This is a genomic window from Paenibacillus sp. AD87, from assembly GCF_001659845.1.
GTDB classification, from domain to species: domain Bacteria; phylum Bacillota; class Bacilli; order Paenibacillales; family Paenibacillaceae; genus Paenibacillus; species Paenibacillus marchantiae.
This window is the reverse complement of sequence record NZ_LXQN01000007.1, coordinates 1418876-1438972: the sequence shown is the minus strand read 5'-3', so window position 1 is coordinate 1438972 and position 20097 is coordinate 1418876. Positions and strand designations below refer to the sequence as shown.

The window sequence follows — 20097 nt, the reverse complement described above, 5'->3', positions numbered from 1 at the left end:
CGCTCATGTAAAATCAGTACACAAGCTTCTGAAGTGAAAGGAGACACCTTCTTGAAATCCATACTCATCGTCGAAGATGAACAAGCTATCGCCCGTGTGCTGGCTGCCTATCTTCGAAAAGCGGGATTCGACGTTCGTCATGCAGCGGATGGACCCACTGCTTTAACTCAATTTGATTCGGATGTGCCTTCCTTGGTATTGCTTGATGTGATGCTGCCCGGAATGGACGGTTGGGATCTGCTACGAATCATCCGCGAAAAAAGTGCTTGTCCCGTCATCATGTTAACCGCACTGGATGATATTCAGGACCGTCTTAACGGGCTGAATGCCGGTGCTGACGATTATATGAGCAAACCCTTTGTGCCCGAGGAAGTGGTCGCCAGAGTCAATGCTGTGCTTCGCCGCAACCCACACTGGACAGCCGAAGGTGAGGGCAAACGTTACTTTGGCAATCTGGTCATTGACCTGGCTGCCAAACAGGTACTTTTGAACGGCGCCGAGGTTGCACTGACACCACGTGATTTGTCCCTGCTCCTGTTTCTATCGGAATACCCCAACCGCACATTTACCCGGGACCATCTGATTGAACAGGTATGGGGCATGGACTATGACGGAAGTGACCGGGCTGTGGACTTGTCGATTAAACGGCTGCGTCAGGCGTTATCCCACTGGCTACCGGAAACGGGAGAAATCCGGACTTTACGGGGAATGGGGTATCAATTTTGGATCGCCAACTAAAACGAAATACACCGAAACGTAAAACATCCATTCTGTCCTACTGGACGCTTCGATATTTTCTAATCCTCTGCATCGGTTTCACCATTATTGTTGCAGGGGCACTCTACTGGATCAGAACCACTTCCATTGAGAAAGGTCTCAAAACGGCCCAGCTGCTAGGGTTGGAAATCGCCGAAAAGGTAACGGGAGCAGAAAACAAACTTCATATTCCCCCGGATCTGGACAGGCTCGTGGACAAGCGAACCAAGCTTTTCAATACAGATAATTACTTTTGTATTATGGTGCTCGACAACAATAATCAATTGATCTATTCCAAACCGAAAATGACACAGCAGGATGTGTATAATAGGCTGTCTGACGATCTACGCGAACCAAGAAACAAAAAATTCGCCGGGGTGACGGTTAACGTCACAGGTGACGATCAGACGCTCGGTAAAGTGTGGGTCATGCAATCCAAAAAGTCCATTGCATACAATCCGGAAACGATGCTGGTGGTGTGCATCCTGTTCGTTGCTTTAATTCTGTGTGGTTGGTTTACAATCTACCTCCTGTCCCGCAAGCTCTCCAAGCCTATTCGCCAGGTCGCCCACGCCGCGGAGCAGATTCGAAACGGAAACTATGAAGTCAATTTGGATCTGAATACACGGGAACGGGAGATGAATGAACTCGTTGAATCTTTTCGCGAGATGTCCATTCGTTTGCAACAATTGGAGGAATGGCGTGCCCTGTCACTTGCTGGGGTAACCCATGAATTGAAAACACCGGTAACGTCCATTAAAGGACTCGTGATGGCTGTCCGGGATGATATCGTTAGTCCGGAGGAAGCAAAGGAATTTCTGGACATCGCACTCAAAGAATCCGAACGTATGGAACGTATGGTCGCTGACCTGCTTGATTACAATGCGATGAGCGCTGGAAGTGTTGCTGTTCGTCGGGAACGCATAGATCTGAATTTGCTGGTGGGTGAGATTATCTATCAGTGGAAAATCGCTTATGAGGACAAGTCTCCCCAGATTGAATTGCATACACCTTCGGGTACGCTCTATACCATCGGTGATACCCTTCGGATTCAGCAGATCATTGTCAACCTGCTCAATAACGGACTGCAAGCAGCCGCTTCCGACCAAGCTGCCGTCTTTCATATCCGTTTACGTGCGGAGGAGGACAACCTGTTTGTTGATGTACAGGATAACGGTACGGGTATCACCAAAGACGATCAACCCAAGATCTTCGAACGTTTCTACCGTGGCGAGATCAAAAAACGCCGTACCCGTGGGCTAGGTCTGGGACTGACCTATAGCCGCTTGCTTGCTCAAGCCCAAGGAGGGGAGCTATCCCTGACCTCCAGCAGTCCTGAAGGCAGCCTTTTCACCATAACCATGCCACGATGGTCTGGTCCTGAAAAAACAGAGACAGAACCATCTTACCGCGCAACGGCTAACGCTTAGCAGGACACGATGTCTGCATGTCATATCTAGCTTTCTTCATTTGCCGCCAAATAACCAAGAACAAACGGCCATTCAGCTTGCTGAAATATCGAATAGCCCGACATTCCTTCATAGGAACCGGGCTATTCATTATGTGACAGTGGTCGCTGATATTCATATACATGCTATGTGGTCAGTACCCGCGGCATATATTCTGCATAAGCGTCATTAATGAATTGCTCATGTAATGGGCTGCTGGCAATAATGGCTTTTCGCTTAGCCTTCAAGACAATCTGCTCTACATCCGCATAACTGCATCCTGTGAGGCGTTCACACGTGAATTCTTCCAGTCGGCTCTCCTGCGCAAACTGCCCCATCAGCTTGCTAATATACAATCTACGGCTCGAGTCATCCGGCATCCCATAAGTCATTTTGGTATCAAATCGCCGCCATATCGCATGATCTAGCTGTGTCTCCAGATTCGTAGCGGCAACCAGAATGCTGTCACCATCAAATTCATCAAGACACTGCAACAATGTATTGACGACACGAGCCATTTCTTTAACCTCATCATTACTTTCACGTGTACGACCTACGGCATCAAATTCATCTAGAAATAGCACACAGGGGTTAGCCCGTGCATATTCGAATATTTTACGGACATTGCTTCCCGTCTCCCCAAGGTGGCTATGAATAATAGCATCGAGTCTTACAAGGACAAGCGGAAGCTGAAGTCGGTGTGCAAGATGGAAAGCCGTTAAGGTTTTGCCTGTACCCGGAGGACCAAACATTACCATTTTGTTCGGCATTGGCACATCATGTTCTGCAAACTGATCTTTCATACCGAGAATGGTAATAAACTCCTCCACAACCCGTTCATTGTCTGCGGAGAATACAATATGCTTTGCCTTGCATCCACACTCTTTCGGTGAATAAAAAGCGGCCATATCGATGCCTTTCGCTCGGGGTATCCGGTTTACATGGTTGGTTTTGCTCATCGTTGATCGTTCTCCTTCTTCTATGTCTCAGGGGATCATCCAAGTTAAATCGTATCGATTCATTCTCATCCATATTTAACGATCTTTTAATCGTAATTATTACTATTAAATAATAACATAAGACGGCCTCTTTGCAAAGTTTCCGTGACTTGTCCATCATTTTGCGTAAGGTCTCGTCCAATTTGTTGCAAGCGGAAGCAAAATTTGCTATTCTAAATATGCATCGTTGTGTATAACGCAAAAAAGCCCTCTATTTACTCGAGAGAGCACAAAATTTTTCCAGATTTGCAAGCGGCAACTTGCCATTTCCGGAAGTACTTTTATACCAACGAATGTAATCCAATCAAAGCGAGGTTATCAATCATGGCAAAAGACGTATTATGTGAGGTTAATTCATGTCGTCACTGGGCTCAAGAGAACAAATGCAACGCATCTTCAATCTACATCGTGAGTCACAGTTCCAAAAAAGTAAGTGAATCCGCTGAAACGGATTGCAAAACATTTGAAGTAAAATAATAAAAATTCAGTTTGTTCAAGTTAAAGGAGCCTTCGCGGTTCCTTTTTCTTTTTCTATTGTAACAAGAATGATAATTATTATCAAGCTCTTTTCTGCAAAATCTGAACTCCTCTCTCTTCATGCACATTGGACTGCCTATTAACGTACACTACGAGAGCAGTCAAACTGCCCATGAACGAATAGATCATAGAGGTGAGTAACGATGCCCGTAAAAAGTGGCAAACAGTATATCGAACGTATCGATGCCCAGACAGTCCCCTGCTGGTACAAAGGGGAGCTTATTACCGGAAAACGTTCTGAACATTTTGCGTTTGCAGGTTTGATGGAAACACAAGCGAAGTTGTACGATCTTCAGTCTGATCCACATTTAATCGATACGATGACTTATGCATCTCCTGCTGACGGAAAACCAGTAGGTATGTCCTTTCTGCCTCCAACCAGTGTGGATGACTTGCGCAGACGCCGAGAAGCAATGAATATTTGGTCAGGGACTCACCATGGTTTTTTGGGACGATCACCCGATTATATGAACACAGCAATTATGGCCTTTTATACTGGGGCAGATATCCTTGAAGAAGTATCGCCACAATACGCCGAAAATTTGAGAAACTACTATGCCTACTGCCGGGATAATGATATTACCCTCTCCCATGCCTTTATCCAGCCTCATGCCAGTAAAATTTCGGGACTATTGGACGCGACCGAAGATGCCATTGCCGCCAAAGTGGTTGATCGCACTGAAGAAGGTCTGATTATCAATGGTGCATTCATGATGGCCACTCAGGCCGCCACGTCAGACGAAATCCTGGTGTATCCTTCCCCTTCACCGGCACCGTTCGAAGATGAAAATCCGTTCGCTTTTGCCTTTGCTGTACCGAATGACCTGCCTGGAATTAGTCTGATCTGCCGGGATACCTACGCAGCCGAATCTAATTTCAACTATCCACTCAGTTCCAGATATGAAGAGATGGACAACATCGTCATTTTTGATCATGTGCTTGTTCCTCATGAACGGATATTCTTCGCCGGTAATGAGGAAATGTCTGGCCGCCTCTTTAGCGGAAGCCATTTTCACATTCATGCAGGACATCAGGTCGTATGCCGGTATATTGCCAAAACGGAATTTGTTCTGGGCACCATTCAGTTACTCGCTGACACGCTCGACCAAGCTGCTGAAACGCATGTGGTAGAGAAAACAGCCAGGGTGCTCGCCGGTCTTGAAACGTTAAAAGCACTGGCTCTGGCAGCAGAAGCCGGTGCTATGGCAGATGGACGCGGATTTATAATACCTGCCCCCAAACCGTTAATGGCAGCAAACCTTTTATTTCCCAAACTGTATCCAGAGATGATTGAAATTTTGCAGCTCTTGGGTTCCAGCGGCGTAATTATGGTGCCTCAGGAGGAAGAATTCCGCTCCGAAATCGCGCCGCATCTGGATACGTACCTGAGAGGAACCGACATGGTATCTCAGGAACGCACAGCATTGTTCCGCCTAATCTGGGAGCTTGGAGCAGGATCATTCGGAGGCAGACAGACCCAGTTCGAACGGTTCTTTTTTGGTAACACGATCACTGTGTCGAATCGGTTGTATTCAGCAAGCTCAGCAGATCAATCGTATCGTCAACTCGTACGTAATTTTATTGCCAAGACCAGCAAATAAGAATGAGGGATGATCCCCTCGTTTAAACCAGATGGTCGTAGACCGTCATCAGTTCAGAGGCTGGTCTGCCTGCGTCGGTGTCCCGAAGTGCAGACTGGTCTCCGTAACCGATGTGGAATACACCCAATACCTTTTCCTCACGCGTTAAACCCATCAAATTCATAAACACGGGATGCTGTTGATAATCATTGATCTTCCAGACGGCATTCAAACCTTGTTCCGCTGCCAGGATGCAAAAACGTTTGCTCCAGGCTTTTGCAGGCAATAAAAGGTCCTCCCTGGCACTTGAAGGGGCGACAACAACCAGATGTGCCGGAATAGCTTCTGTATATTGATATGTAGCCCAGTCTCCGTAACGATCTGCCAAATGTGGTGGGTAACTCTGTCTGACCGCCTCCAGATACAGTTGACGTCCTTCATTGGCGAACAACATAAACCGCCAAGGCTCTGAACTCATCACATATAAAGATGGATCTGCTTCATCCAGCAACCGTCTTATAACCGACTGTGGTACAGGCAACGGGCTGAATTCACAAGTTCCTGTACGTTTCTTGCCGCTTGCTGCATCTTGTCTCAAACCGGTAGACATGGCTCATCCCTCCTTAATCTGCACGATATATCACAACATCCCTTGTCATTCTTTACATCAACCAGTTTTTTTTCGGTTCAGTCTCACTTCTCCACCGATCGACCTCTTCATGCACTCTGGCTTTGTCCTGAACCGTAAATTGATCAGATTCCACCTTCTCTGCGCTCGGAATACTGTCACGAATCAGTCGAATATAATCCATCGAACGGACAAGCGATTGACGTCCCGGGATATATCGAATCTTGCGACCTTCAAGCAAACAATAGATTTCGATCATACCTGGCAGCTTGCCAAATGCTTCCCAGCAGAACGCGCTCACCATATGCTGGAACGCCTCAACCACGTTTGGATCATGGACAACCATATATTTTTGGATGAGCAGCGAATCCCAGCCCTCTGGCTGCCAGGCCGCCTGGAAGATCATGGACAGATGCATCGACAAGGTAGGAAGCTCCGTTCGCCATTGTTCAAACAGAATGGTCGGATGCTTCAGATCATCGTTCATGGCAATTGCAAGGGATAATTCATCCGTAATTTTATTTTTTACATCCCAGTAATGAAGTACTGATTCGAATCCGGTTGCCTTTCTAGGCCACCACTTTTCGAGTAAATACTGTACAGGCACCTCTTTGCGCACTTCTGGGTCCATACTGTAAAAAGCATTAACTGCATGGCTGACTGCATATTGTACACGGTGTCTCCATTGCAGCGGAGAGCGCTGTTCAGCCTCCGGTTCCGGGCGGATGAACCGATGCGGGCTGCGCAACATCTCTTCCAATCTGTAATCTTCAAGCAGCCGTACCGGGGTGTCTGACATTCCCGGCTGAAGGCCTGCCTGAACATTATGTCTTAACATGAGTCCTTAGGACACCTGTAATCCGGCAGCAGCAAAACGTTTGCCAAAGTCACGGCACGTATCCTTCTCCTGCTCCATCGGACTGTATTCAATCTTCAGCATCTCTGGAGATACCTCCGCCCCACGTTCCACCAGCTTCGCTGCCGCAAGATCAACGGCTCCGCAGTACTGCTCGTAAGAAGTATCCCCGCTTCCGAACACTGCCGCCCGTTTGCCACTCAGATCTAGCTCATCCAGCTCTTCGTAAAAATCGAGGAATTCATCCGGCAGTTCACCGTCTCCCCACGTGTATACTCCAATGAGAAACCCGTCATAATCAAGCACATCAGCTGCATTGCAATCCGTTACGGACTTGAGATCCACTTCATGCCCACCTTGTTTAATTCCTTCGACGATCAGTTCCGCAATCTCTTCCGTATTTCCTGTCATACTTGCATAAGCCACTAACAATTTAGCCATCTATTTTTCCCTCACTTTTTATTGATCATGTCATACTGTTCCTGAAGAAGTAACATTTGAATTTATCAAAATCATATGTGATAATGATTATCATTGTCAAATTAAATTTTCAATCGGTTTCCATTTCATTATATGGTGATGGACCAAATTCAACACCATATTAGGCACTGCACCCTTTCAGGCGCCTACCACAACTGGCGTACAGGCCCTTTTTTGTTGTACAATAGTATCCAAATGACTTTTGAAGGATGGATAAATCATTATGTACGTAGCAAAGAACTGGAAGGACTATGAAGTAATCGATACAGGAGGCGGCGAAAAGCTGGAGCGTTGGGGCGATGTGATTTTGCGTAGACCCGATCCACAGATCATTTGGCCCCTTGAAAAAGAAACCAATGAATGGCGCCAGGTTCACGGCCATTATCACCGCAGTTCTTCGGGCGGCGGCAGCTGGGATATGAAAAAACCGATCCCAGAACGCTGGACCATCGGATATGAGAACCTGAAATTTCATATTAAACCAACCAGCTTTAAGCATACCGGTCTGTTCCCTGAACAAGCGGCTAACTGGAGCTGGATGATGGATAAAATCGCAGGAGCAGGTCGTCCCATCTCTGTACTAAACCTGTTTGCCTATACAGGCGGTGCAACAGTTGCTGCAGCTTATGCGGGAGCTTCAGTTGTGCACGTGGATGCAGCTAAAGGCATGGTACAGTGGGCCAAAGAGAATGTTCAATTATCTGGCCTCGCGGATCGTCCTGTTCGTTTCATTACAGATGATGTATTCAAATTCGTACAGCGCGAACAACGTCGCGGCAATCGGTATGACGCCATTATTATGGACCCGCCTTCCTATGGCCGGGGCCCTAACGGAGAGACATGGAAGCTGGAAGAGAACCTCTATCCTTTCCTGAAATCCTGTATGGAAATTTTGTCGGATAACCCATTATTCATGCTGGTCAATTCCTACACAACCGGGATTTCGTCTACCGTTCTGCGCAACATGCTGACAATGACGATGTCTGCCCAATACGGCGGTCAAATTACAGCTGGTGAAATTGGTCTTCCAATTACCCGTAGTGGTCTGGATCTGCCATGCGGCATCTTGGGCCGCTGGGAGTCCTGATGATGTCCGAACATTCGCAAACAACGGGAAATATTCCGATTCTGTTTGAGGACAATCACTTGTTAGGCATTACGAAACCGGTCAATGTACCTACCCAGGAAGATGCATCAGGTGATCCGGATTTGCTTACACTGCTGAAACAGGATTTGAAAGAACGCTATAACAAACCTGGCAACGTTTATCTCGGATTAGTACATCGTCTTGACCGCCCCGTTGGTGGTGCGATGATTTTTGCCAAAACATCGAAGGCGGCTTCAAGATTATCCGAGACGGTTCGGGGACGTCATTTCCGCAAAATATATGCGGCTGTTGTACATGGCAAGCTGCCTGCACAGCACGGGACGTTAAAACACACGCTGCTGAAAGATGCGCGTACCAATACCGTCACCGTTGTGCCTAAGGGTACAGCTGGTGGTAAAGATGCTGTTTTGGATTACCGGGTCATCGGCGAAAACGACCGTTACAGTCTGGTTCATATTGAGTTGCACACAGGCAGATCTCATCAGATTCGGGTCCAAATGAAAGAAATCGGCTGCCCGCTGTTCGGAGATCAGAAGTACGGTGCAGGTGTGAATAAGCCCGGACAACAAATTGCTCTCTGGTCTGCCATCGCCGCTTTTCCTCACCCGGTAACGAAGGAAGAAATCATCCTGCAGTCCCTGCCTCCCCGTGTATTCCCATGGGCAGAGTGGCCGGCTGATGTGTATGATAAAGCCTTTAAAGCATAACATTAATTGATATATTTAAAATAATCATTCACAGGATCAGGTCAAATCTGACCGTAAACCGTGTCATCCAGATTCCTTATCTGAATGGCGCGGTTTTTTTACTCCAATGGAAAGGAAGACCTACTACTATGACACCTTTTACGAAACAGGTCGTCGCCATCATCGCAGCAATCCCTGAGGGAAAAGTCATGACGTATGGACAGATTGCCGCTCATGCAGGCAGCCCGAGAGCTGCCAGACAGGTTGTACGCATTCTGCACTCCATGAGCCGGAAGGAGCGCCTTCCCTGGCACCGCGTCGTCAACGCCAAAGGTCTGATAGCCATTCCCGACGAGCACTCCCGCCTGATGCAGGAGACGGAGCTCATTAGCGAGGGCGTTGAATTCCAGATGGATGGAAGCATCAACCTCAAACTCTTCGGTCATGATCCTGGTCCTACCTTCCTCCTTGATCTATCGACAGATGAAGAATAACGTCCAAACAAGGCATAACAAAAAGAGAGTTCAAGCAGTGTGATCTGCCTGAACTCTCTTTTGTATCTATAAGACTTTTATTGAATGAATAATAACAGTAATCTAAGTTGATTTATGCTGTTGCATTCACTTTCTGTTGCTCAGTTGTTACATGTTCAGTAGCCGGTTTTGTTTTACGGATGAAGAAGGCCAGAACCAGAGCAACGACTGTCATTGCGGTCGCTATAATAAAAGCATAGTTTACCCCGTAGATGGTTGCATCTGCGGTAGCACGAAGCATTGCAGCCTTATCATCTGTAGCGATTTGGCCTGTAGCCAAGGTATCTGCCAGATGGGATTTCAACTTGCTACTCATAATCGTAACGAGAATCGCTGTACCAATCGCACCCGCAACCGTACGCAGTGTGTTGGACATCGCTGTACCATGCGCATTCAGACGCTGTGGCAGCTGATTCAGACCCGCTGTTTGAATTGGCATCATCAACATCGACATACCGAACATACGAGCTGTGTAGATAAACATCATGTAACCATAAGTAGTATCGATCGACAGGCGGCTGAGCCCCCAAGTTGTGATAGCGGTAATTGCAAGACCGGCTACGGACAACCAGCGTGCTCCGACTTTATCGAAGATGCGACCTGTGATTGGAGACATAATCCCCATCAAGATGGCGCCCGGCATCATCAGCAAACCGGATTCAATCGGTGAGAATCCACGAATATTTTGCAGGAAAATCGGAAGCAAAATCATACCTGCAAACATCGCCATCGTAACGAGCATGTTAATGATCGTAGTTAATGTATACATGTTGTATTTGAAAATACGGAACTCCAAGAGTGGATGATCGGTTGTCATCTGTCTAATCACGAACAGAATCAGGGATAACGCCCCTACGACCAGACAAGCAATTACAATTGCACTGCCCCATCCGTCTGTACCCGCATCACTGAAGCCGTACAGCAAGCTACCAAAACCGAGTGTGGATAAAATAACACCTGGATAGTCCAATTTAGGTTTGGATTGACGTGTTACATTTTTGACAAACGCAATACCGATTGCAGTTGCAATAACGGAGAATGGCAAAATGATATAGAACAACAGTCTCCAGGAATAATGCTCAACCACATAACCTGACAATGTTGGTCCAATGGCCGGAGCGAGAATCATCGCGATCCCCATTGTACCCATCGCCTGACCACGCTTCTCAATAGGGAAGATCGTCAAGAATACAACCGTCATCAGAGGCATCAGGATACCTGCACCTGCCGCTTGAATAACACGACCTACCATCAGGATAGCAAAGTTCGGACTTAAACCACAGACCAAGGTTCCTAATGTAAATAGCGTCATGGCTGTAATAAAAATTTGACGTGTGGAGAATTTAGCGATCAGATACGCCGTAACCGGAATCAACACACCATTGACGAGCATATAACCCGTAGTCAACCATTGTGCTTTGTTCGCTCCGATGCCGAGGTCCTCCATAATTTTAGGAAGAGCTACGTTCATCAAAGTTTGGTTTAGGAAGGCGACGAATGCACCGATTAACAATGCGGCCACAATCGGGCCTTTCCTAATGTTGTCCATCGCTGAGGATGGCGCTGCTGCTGCAGTAGTACTCATTGGTTGTTCATCTCTCTTCCTTCTAACTTTTCAATCATTTGATTATGAATTCTTAGCAGGTGCTCAAGGTCTTCCTTCGGGATATCCAGAATAGGTGACACTCGCTCCATCCACAAACGGTGTGTTTCCTCCTGAGCCTGTTCCCCTTTGTCCGTAATCTGAAGCTTTACAGATCGACGGTCCGAGTCGGATCGCGTTCGAACAATGTACTCACCCTTGACCAGACGCTCCACCACAGCGCTCATGGAGCTGCTGCCCATATGACAGAGATCAGCCACTTCATTGATACCGATCGAAGGGCGCTCCTTCAAAATGGATAACACCATAAATTGAATCGAAGTGAGCTCAATTTCCTTGTTTTCATTCCAGAATGCCCGGAAGAGCAGTTGATTGACCTGCCGAAACGAATTAATAATGTAGAATACTTCGTATGTGTCAGACATTAATTCACCCTTTTTACTTATGGAATATAATATTTCGTACACGAAATATCAGGGGAACAATTACTTATTATAACAAAAATATTTACATAGTCAACTCTTTACATATAAAATTTTATAGATTATTCTTACCCATCCAAAGCAGGCAAAACTCTTTAAATTACACATGAATAAAAAATAACCACAGCCCTCCCGCCTTTTCAGCAAGAGTTCCATGGTTACTATTATTCGTGCGTCCATTGTCTTTAAGATGTGGACAAGGCATGCTCTTTTGTTTTTGGCGTCGTCATTTTGCCTAATAGATAAACCAGCAACTGCTGGTTATGCATTGAAATGTTGCTGAGCACCGAATTCATAAATTCATTGCGAATCGTGATTCCCCGTTCGGTCTCCATGCGTCCCTTATCAGATAGGGATACCCATACAATTCGTCGATCCTGATCATCCCGATCACGGCGAATCAGTCCGTTTTTTTCCATACGATCCAACAACATCGTTACTGCTGCTGGTGTTGTAGCCAGAAAAGGAATCAGATCGGATGGTTTCATCTTCTCGTGATCCTCAAGAACCTCCAGTACGGCCAGCTGCGCCTCTGTTAACGAGGGTGCCAGCTCATGATCCATATGCAGCTTGTAGTCCTTGGTCAGCCTCGACCAGCACTTGGCAAAATCGGAATTATACATCTTGAATCGCTCCTCTCTGCAACCGGTTATCACTTCACCTGCTTAAGTTTTCGCCCTTCAAAGCCGCATTCCTGCTGCCTTTTTTCAATTTCCCAGCGATCGACCGTAATCGACGAAGGTTGTTAAACTTCGCATGGAGGTCCTCTTTTAATCCGCGTTTGAACAACAAAATAAGACTCCTTACATGACAGGTTTCCCTGCTCTGCAAAGAGTCTCTATTGAATCCTTATTAGGAGGAAGAAGCTGCCTGGTTCTCTGCGAGATCCATGATAAGCTCCACAATTTCATCCTGTTTATCCACATGCACAAGCAATTTACCAATATGTTTCCGTTCAGTAATAGGTACAGCTTCGGAAGAAATGTGATGTGTTTGACCTTCCTTGGTCATCACCGTTACATTCCGTTGTTCCCGACAATAGAACGCTCCGGCAATTCGGCTACCGTTCGGTTTTACCCGTTTGCCTTCCTTGAATTCAAATGTTGCCAGTCCCTTGCCGCCACGGCTCTGCAGAGCATAATCCAGCAATAACGAGCGTTTGCCATAACCCAAGTCAGACAATATAGCAACCTCGCCTTCATCGCCTTCCACCCACAGAACAGATACGACTTCATCCGTTTCTTTTAACTGAATCCCACGTACGCCTCCAGACACACGACCCATCGGATTTACTTCATCCTCACGGAAACGGATGGCCATGGCTTCTTTGGTGATCAGCATGATGTCCTTGCCACCTGTACTTAGATGAACGGATAACACCTCATCATCCTTGCCGACTTTGCAAGCGGCTACTGCTCCGGAACGCTTGGTGACGTATTCCTTCAGCTCGGTACGTTTAACCTGTCCTTTGCGAGTGACAAAGACCAGACTGTGATCCGGCTCTTCGAAGGATTTAACGGCAAGCACACTTGAGATCCGATCGTCTTTTGCCAGAGGAATGACGTTGACGATCGCCGTCCCCGGATCTTTCCACTTGAATTCCGGTACCTGATGCACAGGCAACAGGAAATACTGGCCTTTCTTCGTAAATACCAGCAGGTTCTCAAGCGTGTTCACTTCAAGGACCTGAGCAATATAATCGCCTTCCTTCACACCACTTGCGTTACGTTCCCCGCCGGATCGTGTGAATGATTGCATGCCTGTACGCTTGATATATCCCTCTTTGGACAATGTGACAAATACATCTTCTGCGTTCACCAGCACTTCCAGATTAACCTTGAGTTCTTCTACTTCGCCTTGAATGGCTGAGCGACGATCAATTCCGTATTTCTCACGAATCTCCATCAGTTCTTTACGAATGACTCCGATCAGCTTGCGGTCACTATCCAGAATGGAGCGTAATTGCGCGATCTTCTTCATCAGTTCGCCAAGTTCCTTTTCCAGAGAAGTAATCTCCAGATTAGTCAATCGATATAATTGCAAAGTCAGAATGGAATCCGCCTGTCGTTCGGAGAAACCAAACATCCACATCAGATTATTTTGAGCATCCTGACGGTTCTTCGAGGCTTTAATAGCCGCAATGACCTCATCAAGGATGTTAAGAGCTTTGACCAGACCTTCCAAGACATGTGCACGGTCTTCCGCCTTCTCCAGCTCAAAGCGGGTACGGAACGTCACAACTTCACGCTGATGGGCAATATAAGCCTCGAGGATTGATTTCAATCCCAATTGCTGAGGGGCTTTGTTTACAATCGCAACCATGTTGAAGTTGTAAGTGACCTGCAAGTCGGTTTTCTTCAGCAAATAAGCCAAAATACCTTGTGCATCCGCTTCTTTTTTCAGCTCAACCACGATTCGCAGGCCTTCACGCCCACTCTCATCCCGTACTTCGGCGATTCCTTCAACCTTTTTCTCCAGCCGAATGTTCTCCATCGCTGTAACCAGACGGGATTTTACGACCTGATAAGGGATCTCGGTAATGACGATTTGCTGTTTGCCACCGCGCATATTCTCGATATCGGTTTTGGACCGGAGATAGATCCGTCCTTTACCTGTGCGATAAGCATCCAGAATTCCGTCGCCGCCCATGATTAATCCGCCTGTCGGAAAATCCGGACCTTTGATAAACATCATAATCTCGTCCAGTTCAATCGACGGCTTCTCCATCACGGCAATACAAGCATCAATGGTTTCACGCAAATTATGTGGAGGGATCTCCGTTGCAAACCCGGAGGAAATCCCACTTACGCCGTTGACCAGCAGGTTCGGATAACGCGATGGTAATACAACCGGTTCTTTGGCCGTATTATCAAAATTATCCTTAAACAGAACAGTCCGTTTCTCGATGTCGCGAAGCATCTCCATAGCGATGGACGACAAACGGGCCTCTGTATAACGCATCGCTGCAGCCGGATCATCATCCTGTGATCCCCAGTTACCATGACCGTCCACGAGCATATGGCCCATTTTCCATGGCTGTGCCATCCGCACCATACCTTCATAGATGGAGGAGTCCCCGTGAGGATGGTAGTTACCCATGACGTCCCCAACGGTTTTGGCTGACTTACGATATGGTTTCTCCGGCGTATTTCCTGAATCGTACATGGCGTACAGAATACGCCGCTGCACAGGCTTCAAACCATCCCGTACATCGGGAATGGCCCGGTCCTGAATAATGTATTTGGAGTAGCGACCGAAACGGTCACCTACGACCTCTTCGAGAAAGGCCGGCATAAATTGTTCTGATAGGCTCATTCCAAGCACCTTCTATTCTTCGTACTCTGTAAAGTCGACGTTCTCTACAATCCAGCGTTTGCGCGGATCAACTTTATCACCCATAAGCGTAGATACTCGACGCTCCGCTTTCGCTGCATCAACGATCTGTACCTTGAGCAATGCACGTGTTTCCGGGTTCATTGTAGTCTCCCACAGTTGATCCGGATTCATCTCGCCAAGCCCTTTATAACGTTGGAGCTCCACATTGGTTCCAAATTCTTTCATGTAATTCGCCAGCTCTTCATCGGTCCAGGCATAACGTACACTTGCCATTTTGCCGGATTTGCGCGTGAGTTTGTAAAGCGGTGGCTGAGCGATATATATTTTCCCTGCATCAATTAACGGTTTCATGTAGCGGTAAAAGAAAGTCAGCAATAGTACCTGAATATGTGCACCATCCGTATCAGCATCCGTCATAATTATGATTTTGGAATAATTGCTGTCTTCAACTGCGAATTCGGTTCCAATACCCGCCCCGATCGCCGATGTAATGGCGCGGTATTCTTCGTTTTTGAGGATATCAGCCAACTTCGCTTTTTCCGGATTGAGCGGTTTCCCCTTAAGCGGGAGTATCGCCTGGATCTTGGAGTCACGCCCCTGTTTGGCTGAACCGCCTGCGGAATCCCCTTCGACGATAAACAGTTCATTCCGAGTAAAATCCTTCGATTGTGCCGGAGTCAACTTGCCATTGAGGTTGGAGCTTTCGCTGCGTTTTTTGCCCGTCCGCATCTCATCACGTGCTTTGCGTGCAGCTTCTCTGGCTCTGGAGGCCTGAACCGCTTTGCGAATCAACGTTTGCGCAACCTGCGGATTTTCTTCCAAAAACCGCTGGATGTTCTCGGACACGACAGAATCCACTGCGCTTCGCGCGGAAGCGCTACCGAGTTGATCCTTCGTTTGTCCTACGAATTCGACCTCCGACATTTTGACACTGATGACAGCCATCATGCCTTCACGCAAATCATTACCTTCAAGGTTTTTATCTTTTTCCTTAATCATGCTGGTACGCCTTGCGTAATCATTCATCACACGTGTATAAGCTGCTCTGAATCCGGTCTCATGTGTACCGCCACCTCTAGTGGGAATCGAGTTGACGAACGACGCCAGCGTTTCCGTATAACCCGCGTTATACTGGATCGCCACTTCGACCTCAATGTCATCCTTCTCCGCATAGAAGTGAATGACATCATGCAGCACATCTTTATTTTCGTTAAGAAAAGCAACAAACTGGCTTGCTCCGCCTTCGTACATGTACTCATCCTGATTGCCTGAACGTTCGTCCTTGAGCATAATTCTCAGCCCCGAGTTCAGGAAAGCAATCTCCTGAAGACGTTCTGCAAGTGTATCATAATTAAATTGAATGCCGCTCTGGAACACGCGAATATCCGGTTTAAACGTAACTTTGGTTCCCGTTCGATTGGTATTGCCCAATACTTCGAGACCAGACACCGGTTCTCCGACATGCTCAACGCCTTTTTTGTCCTGCCAATACTCGAATCGTTGACGATGAATCTTGCCATCACGGAAAATCTCGACTTCAAGCCATTCGGACAATGCGTTCGTAACTGACGCACCTACACCGTGCAAACCGCCTGATTTTTTGTATCCTGATCCACCGAACTTTCCGCCTGCGTGCAAAATCGTAAACACGACCTGGGGAGTAGGAATCCCTGTTTTATGTATACCTGTCGGAATTCCCCTTCCGTTATCCTGAACCGTAATAGAACCGTCCTTATGCAGCGTGATATCGATTTTGGAGCAGAATTTGGCGAGATGTTCGTCGACAGCGTTATCCACGATTTCCCATACCAAATGATGTAGACCCGAAGAGCTGGTGCTGCCGATGTACATCCCCGGCCGTTTCCGTACCGCTACCAGTCCTTCAAGTACTTGAATGTCGTCCGCGTCGTAGCCTGAAGACCCTTGTCCTCCGCCTGTCGAACCTGCCGACATATCGATTTGCTCGACCATTCATGCTCCCCCTTCTTAACTTGCAACTAAAAAAATGCCTAAAATGCAAACAGATGTTTTCTTATCCTTGTCCATTTTAATTCAAGATATCCCGTTTCGTAAAGACAATGAATGACACAAAGAGTGAAGCAATGCCCCAAACACTAAGCACAATAAGGGAAAAACCTAAATTCATCCCTTCGATTGGTGGCAATCCGCCAGACAAATAATTCGGAAGTTCGAGGTTAACCATGAACAAATATTTGGCTGACTGCCAGGATGCGGCCATACTGGTGAGAATAGTTCCTGCTATGAGTGCTGCCATCATGATGACAATACTTGCTGCTGTACTTCGCACTAGCACAGAGACCATGAAGGCAAGCATCGCCACAATTATACTGACGAACCAGATGAGCCCTGCCTGCATTAGCATATACAACCACTGGTCCACTGCATGGACTGCTGACATATCGACATCTGTACCCACAACCTTGAATCCGGTAAAGATCGGCATACCGAAACCTTTATATCCGAATACCGCTCCCGAAATGACATAACAGATGACGTACGCCGACACCACAATAATCGACACGAACATAATCAACGTGATGAGCTTACTCAGCAACACTTTCCAACGTTTGACCGGACGAGTCAGAAGCATTTTAATCGTACCTGTGGTGCGCTCACCGGATACCAGATCCGAGGCAATCGCCATAATGAGCAGTGGTATAAACAATCCAACGGCGTTATTCATGAATTCCCGCGTAAAAGTTACACCGCCAGGCTCCTTCGGATTGATGTCATTCTCCAGATAGTATTGCATTTGCTGGATGTACACAGTCCTGTACTTTTTGTATTCTTCAGGTACCCGGTCACTGCCAAGCGAGTTCTGATTATCCGTAATGGCTTGTTGCAGCTCAAGCCGCCAGTCGCCGCCAAACTTGTCACGATTATTTTCCGCAGATTTCATCTGGGCATACGTAAACATCGGAACCAGGACCGCGAGTACGATAAAAATAATATAAAGACGTTTTTTCTTTACCATTTTGATCGTTTCGTTTCGGATCAGCGGCATGATGTTACTCAATGGATTCACCTTCTGTCATTTTTAAGAATAGCTGTTCCAGCGTAGGCTGAATCCGCTGCACTCCTTCAACCTGAATTCCGGCTTGCACCATTTGCTGGACTAGGGCCGGAATTCGATCTTCATGCATTTCAGCAACGACAGCATTCGGACCAAGCCCTGCAACAATGGTATCGTCCATAACATCTGCAGGCCGATCCACCAAGGAAACACCTGCATTCAACAGCATTTTTTTACCTTCCTCCAGCGGAGTAACATGCCATATCGCCAATTTGGAATGGTCTTCAATCAGTTCATTGACGCCGCCAACTGCCAGCACGCGCCCTGCACTGATAATCGCCACCCTGTCACAGAGAAGTTGAATCTCACTAAGCAAATGACTGCTGACGAATACAGCCATGCCTTCACTTGCAAGCTGTTTGATAAAGACGCGAAGTTCCTTAATCCCTTTGGGATCAAGTCCGTTCGTTGGCTCATCCAGAATCAGCAGCCTTGGGCGACCAAGCAATGCCTGTGCAATGCCAAGTCGTTGACGCATCCCCAGAGAGTAGGTTCTTACTTTATCATGAATCCGCTGATCGAGGCGTACAATATCTACAACTTCCTGAATACGGTCATTATCCACGCCTGGCTGCATACGGGCAAAATGCTCAAGATTTTCCCATCCGGTCAAATACGTGTACACTTCCGGGTTTTCAACAATGGAACCCACATATCTCAGGGCCCTTTCAGGATCACGGTTGACATCATACCCACAGACTTGAATTTTACCTTCTGTCGGTTTAATTAAATCAACTAACATCCGGATGGTTGTTGTCTTCCCGGCACCATTGGGTCCCAGGAAACCGAAAATTTCGCCTGGTTTAACGTCAAAAGTAACATCCTTAATGATCCATTTGCGTCCAATCTTTTTCTTCAGATGCTGCACGGACAATACGGAATCAGTCTGTTCTTGTGCCATTTATTTTCCGCTCCCTTCTGCTGGAGTCTCTGCCTGATATTCCTGTGCAATCCGAACCGCAATTTGCTCGTAGCCTTCTCCATTGGGATGAAAATGATCTGACGACAGATATTGTCCCAGATGATTTTCAAACAGATCAAATGTAGGTACAAGTGTCATCTTGTCCTCATTGTTCAGAACCTTCATTGCAGCATCGTTCCATGCAGCTACAACCGCATTTCCTGGCTCTTTGAGTTCTTTCACATCCCCAAACGGATTGTATAGCCCTATGTAGGCAATCTGTGCATCAGGGTTAATTTCTTTCACTTTCTTCAAGATCTCCTGCAAACGCTTCGACGTCTCCGGTAATGCCGCAGCAAGTGTCTCTGCCGTGGGCGCGTCTTCTCCCTGTAAAACCTGTCCACCCTGGAATAGATCATTGGCTCCGATCGACAACAGAATAAAGTTGGACTGTTGTAAGACATAACGTACGCCTTGTTCATCTAGCTTGCTCAACAATGCGTCTGTTCTCAAACCGTTCACACCCATATTGTTAAGCACTTGCACATCATATCCCTGATCTTTGAGCAAATTACCTGTCCGCCTTACAAAACCAAGCCCCTCATCATCCCCCGTACCTCTTGCCAGGGAATCACCGATTACAGCCATTCGAATTTTGCCATCTTTCACCACAGGTGTTGATTGCCCGCTATCCTTTGCAGGTGTCGTTGACTGCTGTCCTGTACCTAATTGGGCATCTCCCTCAGGAAAAATGACGTCTTTAATGGCGTATCCAAATCCAAATAACAGCAGCAATGTTGTTAATATGGACACTGTACTAATGGTTCTCCAGATCCATGGCGCTGAATCAAGATTTCTTTTTTTCATTCATCACATCTCCGCTCATGTACACCTGGCTGGGTGCTTAAAATTTAAAATGATTTTACATTAAGATGACGCTTTTTCTAAATAACATAAATGTTCTGTCGTTAATTTGCAAATTTTGCCGCTGTATTAAGCAGAATTCAGTTTCAAATATGCTTTTACAAAAAAAAGCTATGTCATGCACAGCTTCGAGCTGTGATGACATAA

The 20097-nt window shown here is 46.8% G+C and carries 19 protein-coding genes; 7 read left to right on the top strand and 12 right to left on the bottom strand.

The window, feature by feature from the left end; translation table 11 throughout:
- Positions 1 to 51: 51 nt before the first annotated feature.
- The gene (locus gpAD87_RS06585) at positions 52 to 738 is read left to right on the top strand and encodes a response regulator transcription factor (protein ID WP_064636964.1); all 687 of its coding nucleotides are present in this window, start codon (positions 52 to 54) and stop codon (positions 736 to 738) included.
- The gene (locus tag gpAD87_RS06580) at positions 723 to 2186 is read left to right on the top strand and encodes a HAMP domain-containing sensor histidine kinase (RefSeq protein ID WP_064636962.1); all 1464 of its coding nucleotides are present in this window, start codon (positions 723 to 725) and stop codon (positions 2184 to 2186) included. Before gpAD87_RS06585 ends, gpAD87_RS06580 begins: the two co-directional genes overlap by 16 nt.
- Before the next feature lie 164 nt (positions 2187 to 2350).
- Here the strand turns inward: gpAD87_RS06580 and gpAD87_RS06575 are convergent, their stop codons facing one another.
- Positions 2351 to 3163, bottom strand: a complete 813-nt coding sequence (locus gpAD87_RS06575; RefSeq protein ID WP_064636960.1) for an AAA family ATPase — start codon at positions 3161 to 3163, stop codon at positions 2351 to 2353.
- 363 nt (positions 3164 to 3526) lie between these two features.
- On the opposite strand from gpAD87_RS06575, the gene gpAD87_RS31375 reads away from it, so the two are divergent.
- Both gpAD87_RS31375 and gpAD87_RS06570 read left to right on the top strand, forming a co-directional pair.
- A complete protein-coding gene (locus gpAD87_RS31375) occupies positions 3527 to 3679 on the top strand; it encodes a DUF1540 domain-containing protein (RefSeq protein ID WP_072733378.1) in 153 nt (50 codons plus the stop codon).
- A gap of 203 nt (positions 3680 to 3882) precedes the next feature.
- Positions 3883 to 5340, top strand: coding sequence for a 4-hydroxyphenylacetate 3-hydroxylase family protein (locus gpAD87_RS06570; RefSeq protein ID WP_064636958.1), 1458 nt, complete (start codon positions 3883 to 3885; stop codon positions 5338 to 5340).
- 22 nt (positions 5341 to 5362) lie between these two features.
- On the opposite strand, the gene gpAD87_RS06565 is transcribed toward gpAD87_RS06570, so the two are convergent.
- From gpAD87_RS06565 to gpAD87_RS06555, 3 genes are read right to left on the bottom strand one after another with little or no spacing between them, the layout of a single operon-like run.
- The gene (locus gpAD87_RS06565) at positions 5363 to 5929 is read right to left on the bottom strand and encodes a nitroreductase family protein (protein WP_064636956.1); all 567 of its coding nucleotides are present in this window, start codon (positions 5927 to 5929) and stop codon (positions 5363 to 5365) included.
- Positions 5930 to 5981: 52 nt separating this feature from the next.
- On the bottom strand, positions 5982 to 6785 hold the full coding sequence (locus gpAD87_RS06560) for a hypothetical protein (protein ID WP_064636954.1): 804 nt from the start codon (positions 6783 to 6785) through the stop codon (positions 5982 to 5984).
- Between the two features lie 6 nt (positions 6786 to 6791).
- Entirely contained in the window at positions 6792 to 7244 is a 453-nt protein-coding gene (locus gpAD87_RS06555; protein ID WP_064636952.1) for a flavodoxin, read from the bottom strand.
- Between the two features lie 262 nt (positions 7245 to 7506).
- Between gpAD87_RS06555 and gpAD87_RS06550 the strand changes: the two genes are divergently transcribed.
- The 3 genes from gpAD87_RS06550 (at position 7507) to gpAD87_RS06540 (ending at position 9571) form a co-directional block, all read left to right on the top strand.
- Complete coding sequence (locus gpAD87_RS06550; RefSeq protein WP_024630567.1) at positions 7507 to 8370, top strand: class I SAM-dependent methyltransferase; 864 nt, start codon at positions 7507 to 7509, stop codon at positions 8368 to 8370.
- A complete protein-coding gene (locus tag gpAD87_RS06545) occupies positions 8370 to 9098 on the top strand; it encodes an RluA family pseudouridine synthase (protein WP_064636950.1) in 729 nt (242 codons plus the stop codon). The genes gpAD87_RS06550 and gpAD87_RS06545 overlap by 1 nt, the downstream gene beginning before the upstream one ends.
- 128 nt (positions 9099 to 9226) lie before the next feature.
- Complete coding sequence (locus gpAD87_RS06540; protein ID WP_064636948.1) at positions 9227 to 9571, top strand: MGMT family protein; 345 nt, start codon at positions 9227 to 9229, stop codon at positions 9569 to 9571.
- Between the two features lie 112 nt (positions 9572 to 9683).
- Here the strand turns inward: gpAD87_RS06540 and gpAD87_RS06535 are convergent, their stop codons facing one another.
- The 8 genes from gpAD87_RS06535 to gpAD87_RS06500 all read right to left on the bottom strand — a co-directional run bounded on the left by gpAD87_RS06535 (position 9684) and on the right by gpAD87_RS06500 (position 19893).
- A complete protein-coding gene (locus gpAD87_RS06535) occupies positions 9684 to 11195 on the bottom strand; it encodes a DHA2 family efflux MFS transporter permease subunit (RefSeq protein ID WP_063563169.1) in 1512 nt (503 codons plus the stop codon).
- On the bottom strand, positions 11192 to 11638 hold the full coding sequence (locus gpAD87_RS06530) for a MarR family winged helix-turn-helix transcriptional regulator (protein WP_063563170.1): 447 nt from the start codon (positions 11636 to 11638) through the stop codon (positions 11192 to 11194). The genes gpAD87_RS06535 and gpAD87_RS06530 overlap by 4 nt, the downstream gene beginning before the upstream one ends.
- A gap of 242 nt (positions 11639 to 11880) precedes the next feature.
- On the bottom strand, positions 11881 to 12318 hold the full coding sequence (locus gpAD87_RS06525) for a MarR family winged helix-turn-helix transcriptional regulator (RefSeq protein ID WP_063563171.1): 438 nt from the start codon (positions 12316 to 12318) through the stop codon (positions 11881 to 11883).
- A 229-nt stretch (positions 12319 to 12547) separates the two neighbouring features.
- Positions 12548 to 15010 carry a DNA gyrase subunit A gene (gene gyrA / locus gpAD87_RS06520; RefSeq protein WP_064636946.1) on the bottom strand — a complete coding sequence of 821 codons (2463 nt, stop codon included), beginning with the start codon at positions 15008 to 15010 and terminating at the stop codon, positions 12548 to 12550.
- Positions 15011 to 15022: 12 nt separating this feature from the next.
- On the bottom strand, positions 15023 to 17002 hold the full coding sequence (gene parE, locus gpAD87_RS06515; protein WP_063563173.1) for a DNA topoisomerase IV subunit B: 1980 nt from the start codon (positions 17000 to 17002) through the stop codon (positions 15023 to 15025).
- 76 nt (positions 17003 to 17078) lie between these two features.
- Positions 17079 to 18068 (bottom strand): ABC transporter permease, encoded by a 990-nt coding sequence (locus tag gpAD87_RS06510; RefSeq protein WP_063563174.1) that lies wholly within the window; start codon positions 18066 to 18068, stop codon positions 17079 to 17081.
- Positions 18061 to 19026 carry an ABC transporter ATP-binding protein gene (locus gpAD87_RS06505; RefSeq protein WP_063563175.1) on the bottom strand — a complete coding sequence of 322 codons (966 nt, stop codon included), beginning with the start codon at positions 19024 to 19026 and terminating at the stop codon, positions 18061 to 18063. The genes gpAD87_RS06510 and gpAD87_RS06505 overlap by 8 nt, the downstream gene beginning before the upstream one ends.
- On the bottom strand, positions 19027 to 19893 hold the full coding sequence (locus gpAD87_RS06500; protein ID WP_064636944.1) for a GDSL-type esterase/lipase family protein: 867 nt from the start codon (positions 19891 to 19893) through the stop codon (positions 19027 to 19029).
- Between the last annotated feature and the right edge of the window lie 204 nt (positions 19894 to 20097).

Excerpts from the sequence above, each read along its gene's own strand:
- gpAD87_RS06575 (WP_064636960.1), bottom strand. The coding sequence starts at position 3,163 with ATGAGCAAAACCAACCATGTAAACCGGATACCCCGAGCGAAAGGCATC.
- gpAD87_RS06500 (WP_064636944.1), bottom strand. The coding sequence starts at position 19,893 with ATGAAAAAAAGAAATCTTGATTCAGCGCCATGGATCTGGAGAACCATT.
- gpAD87_RS06555 (WP_064636952.1), bottom strand. The coding sequence starts at position 7,244 with ATGGCTAAATTGTTAGTGGCTTATGCAAGTATGACAGGAAATACGGAA.
- gpAD87_RS06550 (WP_024630567.1), top strand. The coding sequence starts at position 7,507 with ATGTACGTAGCAAAGAACTGGAAGGACTATGAAGTAATCGATACAGGA.
- gpAD87_RS06505 (WP_063563175.1), bottom strand. The coding sequence starts at position 19,026 with ATGGCACAAGAACAGACTGATTCCGTATTGTCCGTGCAGCATCTGAAG.
- gpAD87_RS06540 (WP_064636948.1), top strand. The coding sequence starts at position 9,227 with ATGACACCTTTTACGAAACAGGTCGTCGCCATCATCGCAGCAATCCCT.
- gyrA (WP_064636946.1), bottom strand. The coding sequence starts at position 15,010 with ATGAGCCTATCAGAACAATTTATGCCGGCCTTTCTCGAAGAGGTCGTA.
- gpAD87_RS06545 (WP_064636950.1), top strand. The coding sequence starts at position 8,370 with ATGATGTCCGAACATTCGCAAACAACGGGAAATATTCCGATTCTGTTT.
- gpAD87_RS06570 (WP_064636958.1), top strand. The coding sequence starts at position 3,883 with ATGCCCGTAAAAAGTGGCAAACAGTATATCGAACGTATCGATGCCCAG.
- parE (WP_063563173.1), bottom strand. The coding sequence starts at position 17,002 with ATGGTCGAGCAAATCGATATGTCGGCAGGTTCGACAGGCGGAGGACAA.
- gpAD87_RS06565 (WP_064636956.1), bottom strand. The coding sequence starts at position 5,929 with ATGTCTACCGGTTTGAGACAAGATGCAGCAAGCGGCAAGAAACGTACA.
- gpAD87_RS06535 (WP_063563169.1), bottom strand. The coding sequence starts at position 11,195 with ATGAGTACTACTGCAGCAGCAGCGCCATCCTCAGCGATGGACAACATT.
- gpAD87_RS06525 (WP_063563171.1), bottom strand. The coding sequence starts at position 12,318 with ATGTATAATTCCGATTTTGCCAAGTGCTGGTCGAGGCTGACCAAGGAC.
- gpAD87_RS31375 (WP_072733378.1), top strand. The coding sequence starts at position 3,527 with ATGGCAAAAGACGTATTATGTGAGGTTAATTCATGTCGTCACTGGGCT.
- gpAD87_RS06560 (WP_064636954.1), bottom strand. The coding sequence starts at position 6,785 with ATGTTAAGACATAATGTTCAGGCAGGCCTTCAGCCGGGAATGTCAGAC.
- gpAD87_RS06530 (WP_063563170.1), bottom strand. The coding sequence starts at position 11,638 with ATGTCTGACACATACGAAGTATTCTACATTATTAATTCGTTTCGGCAG.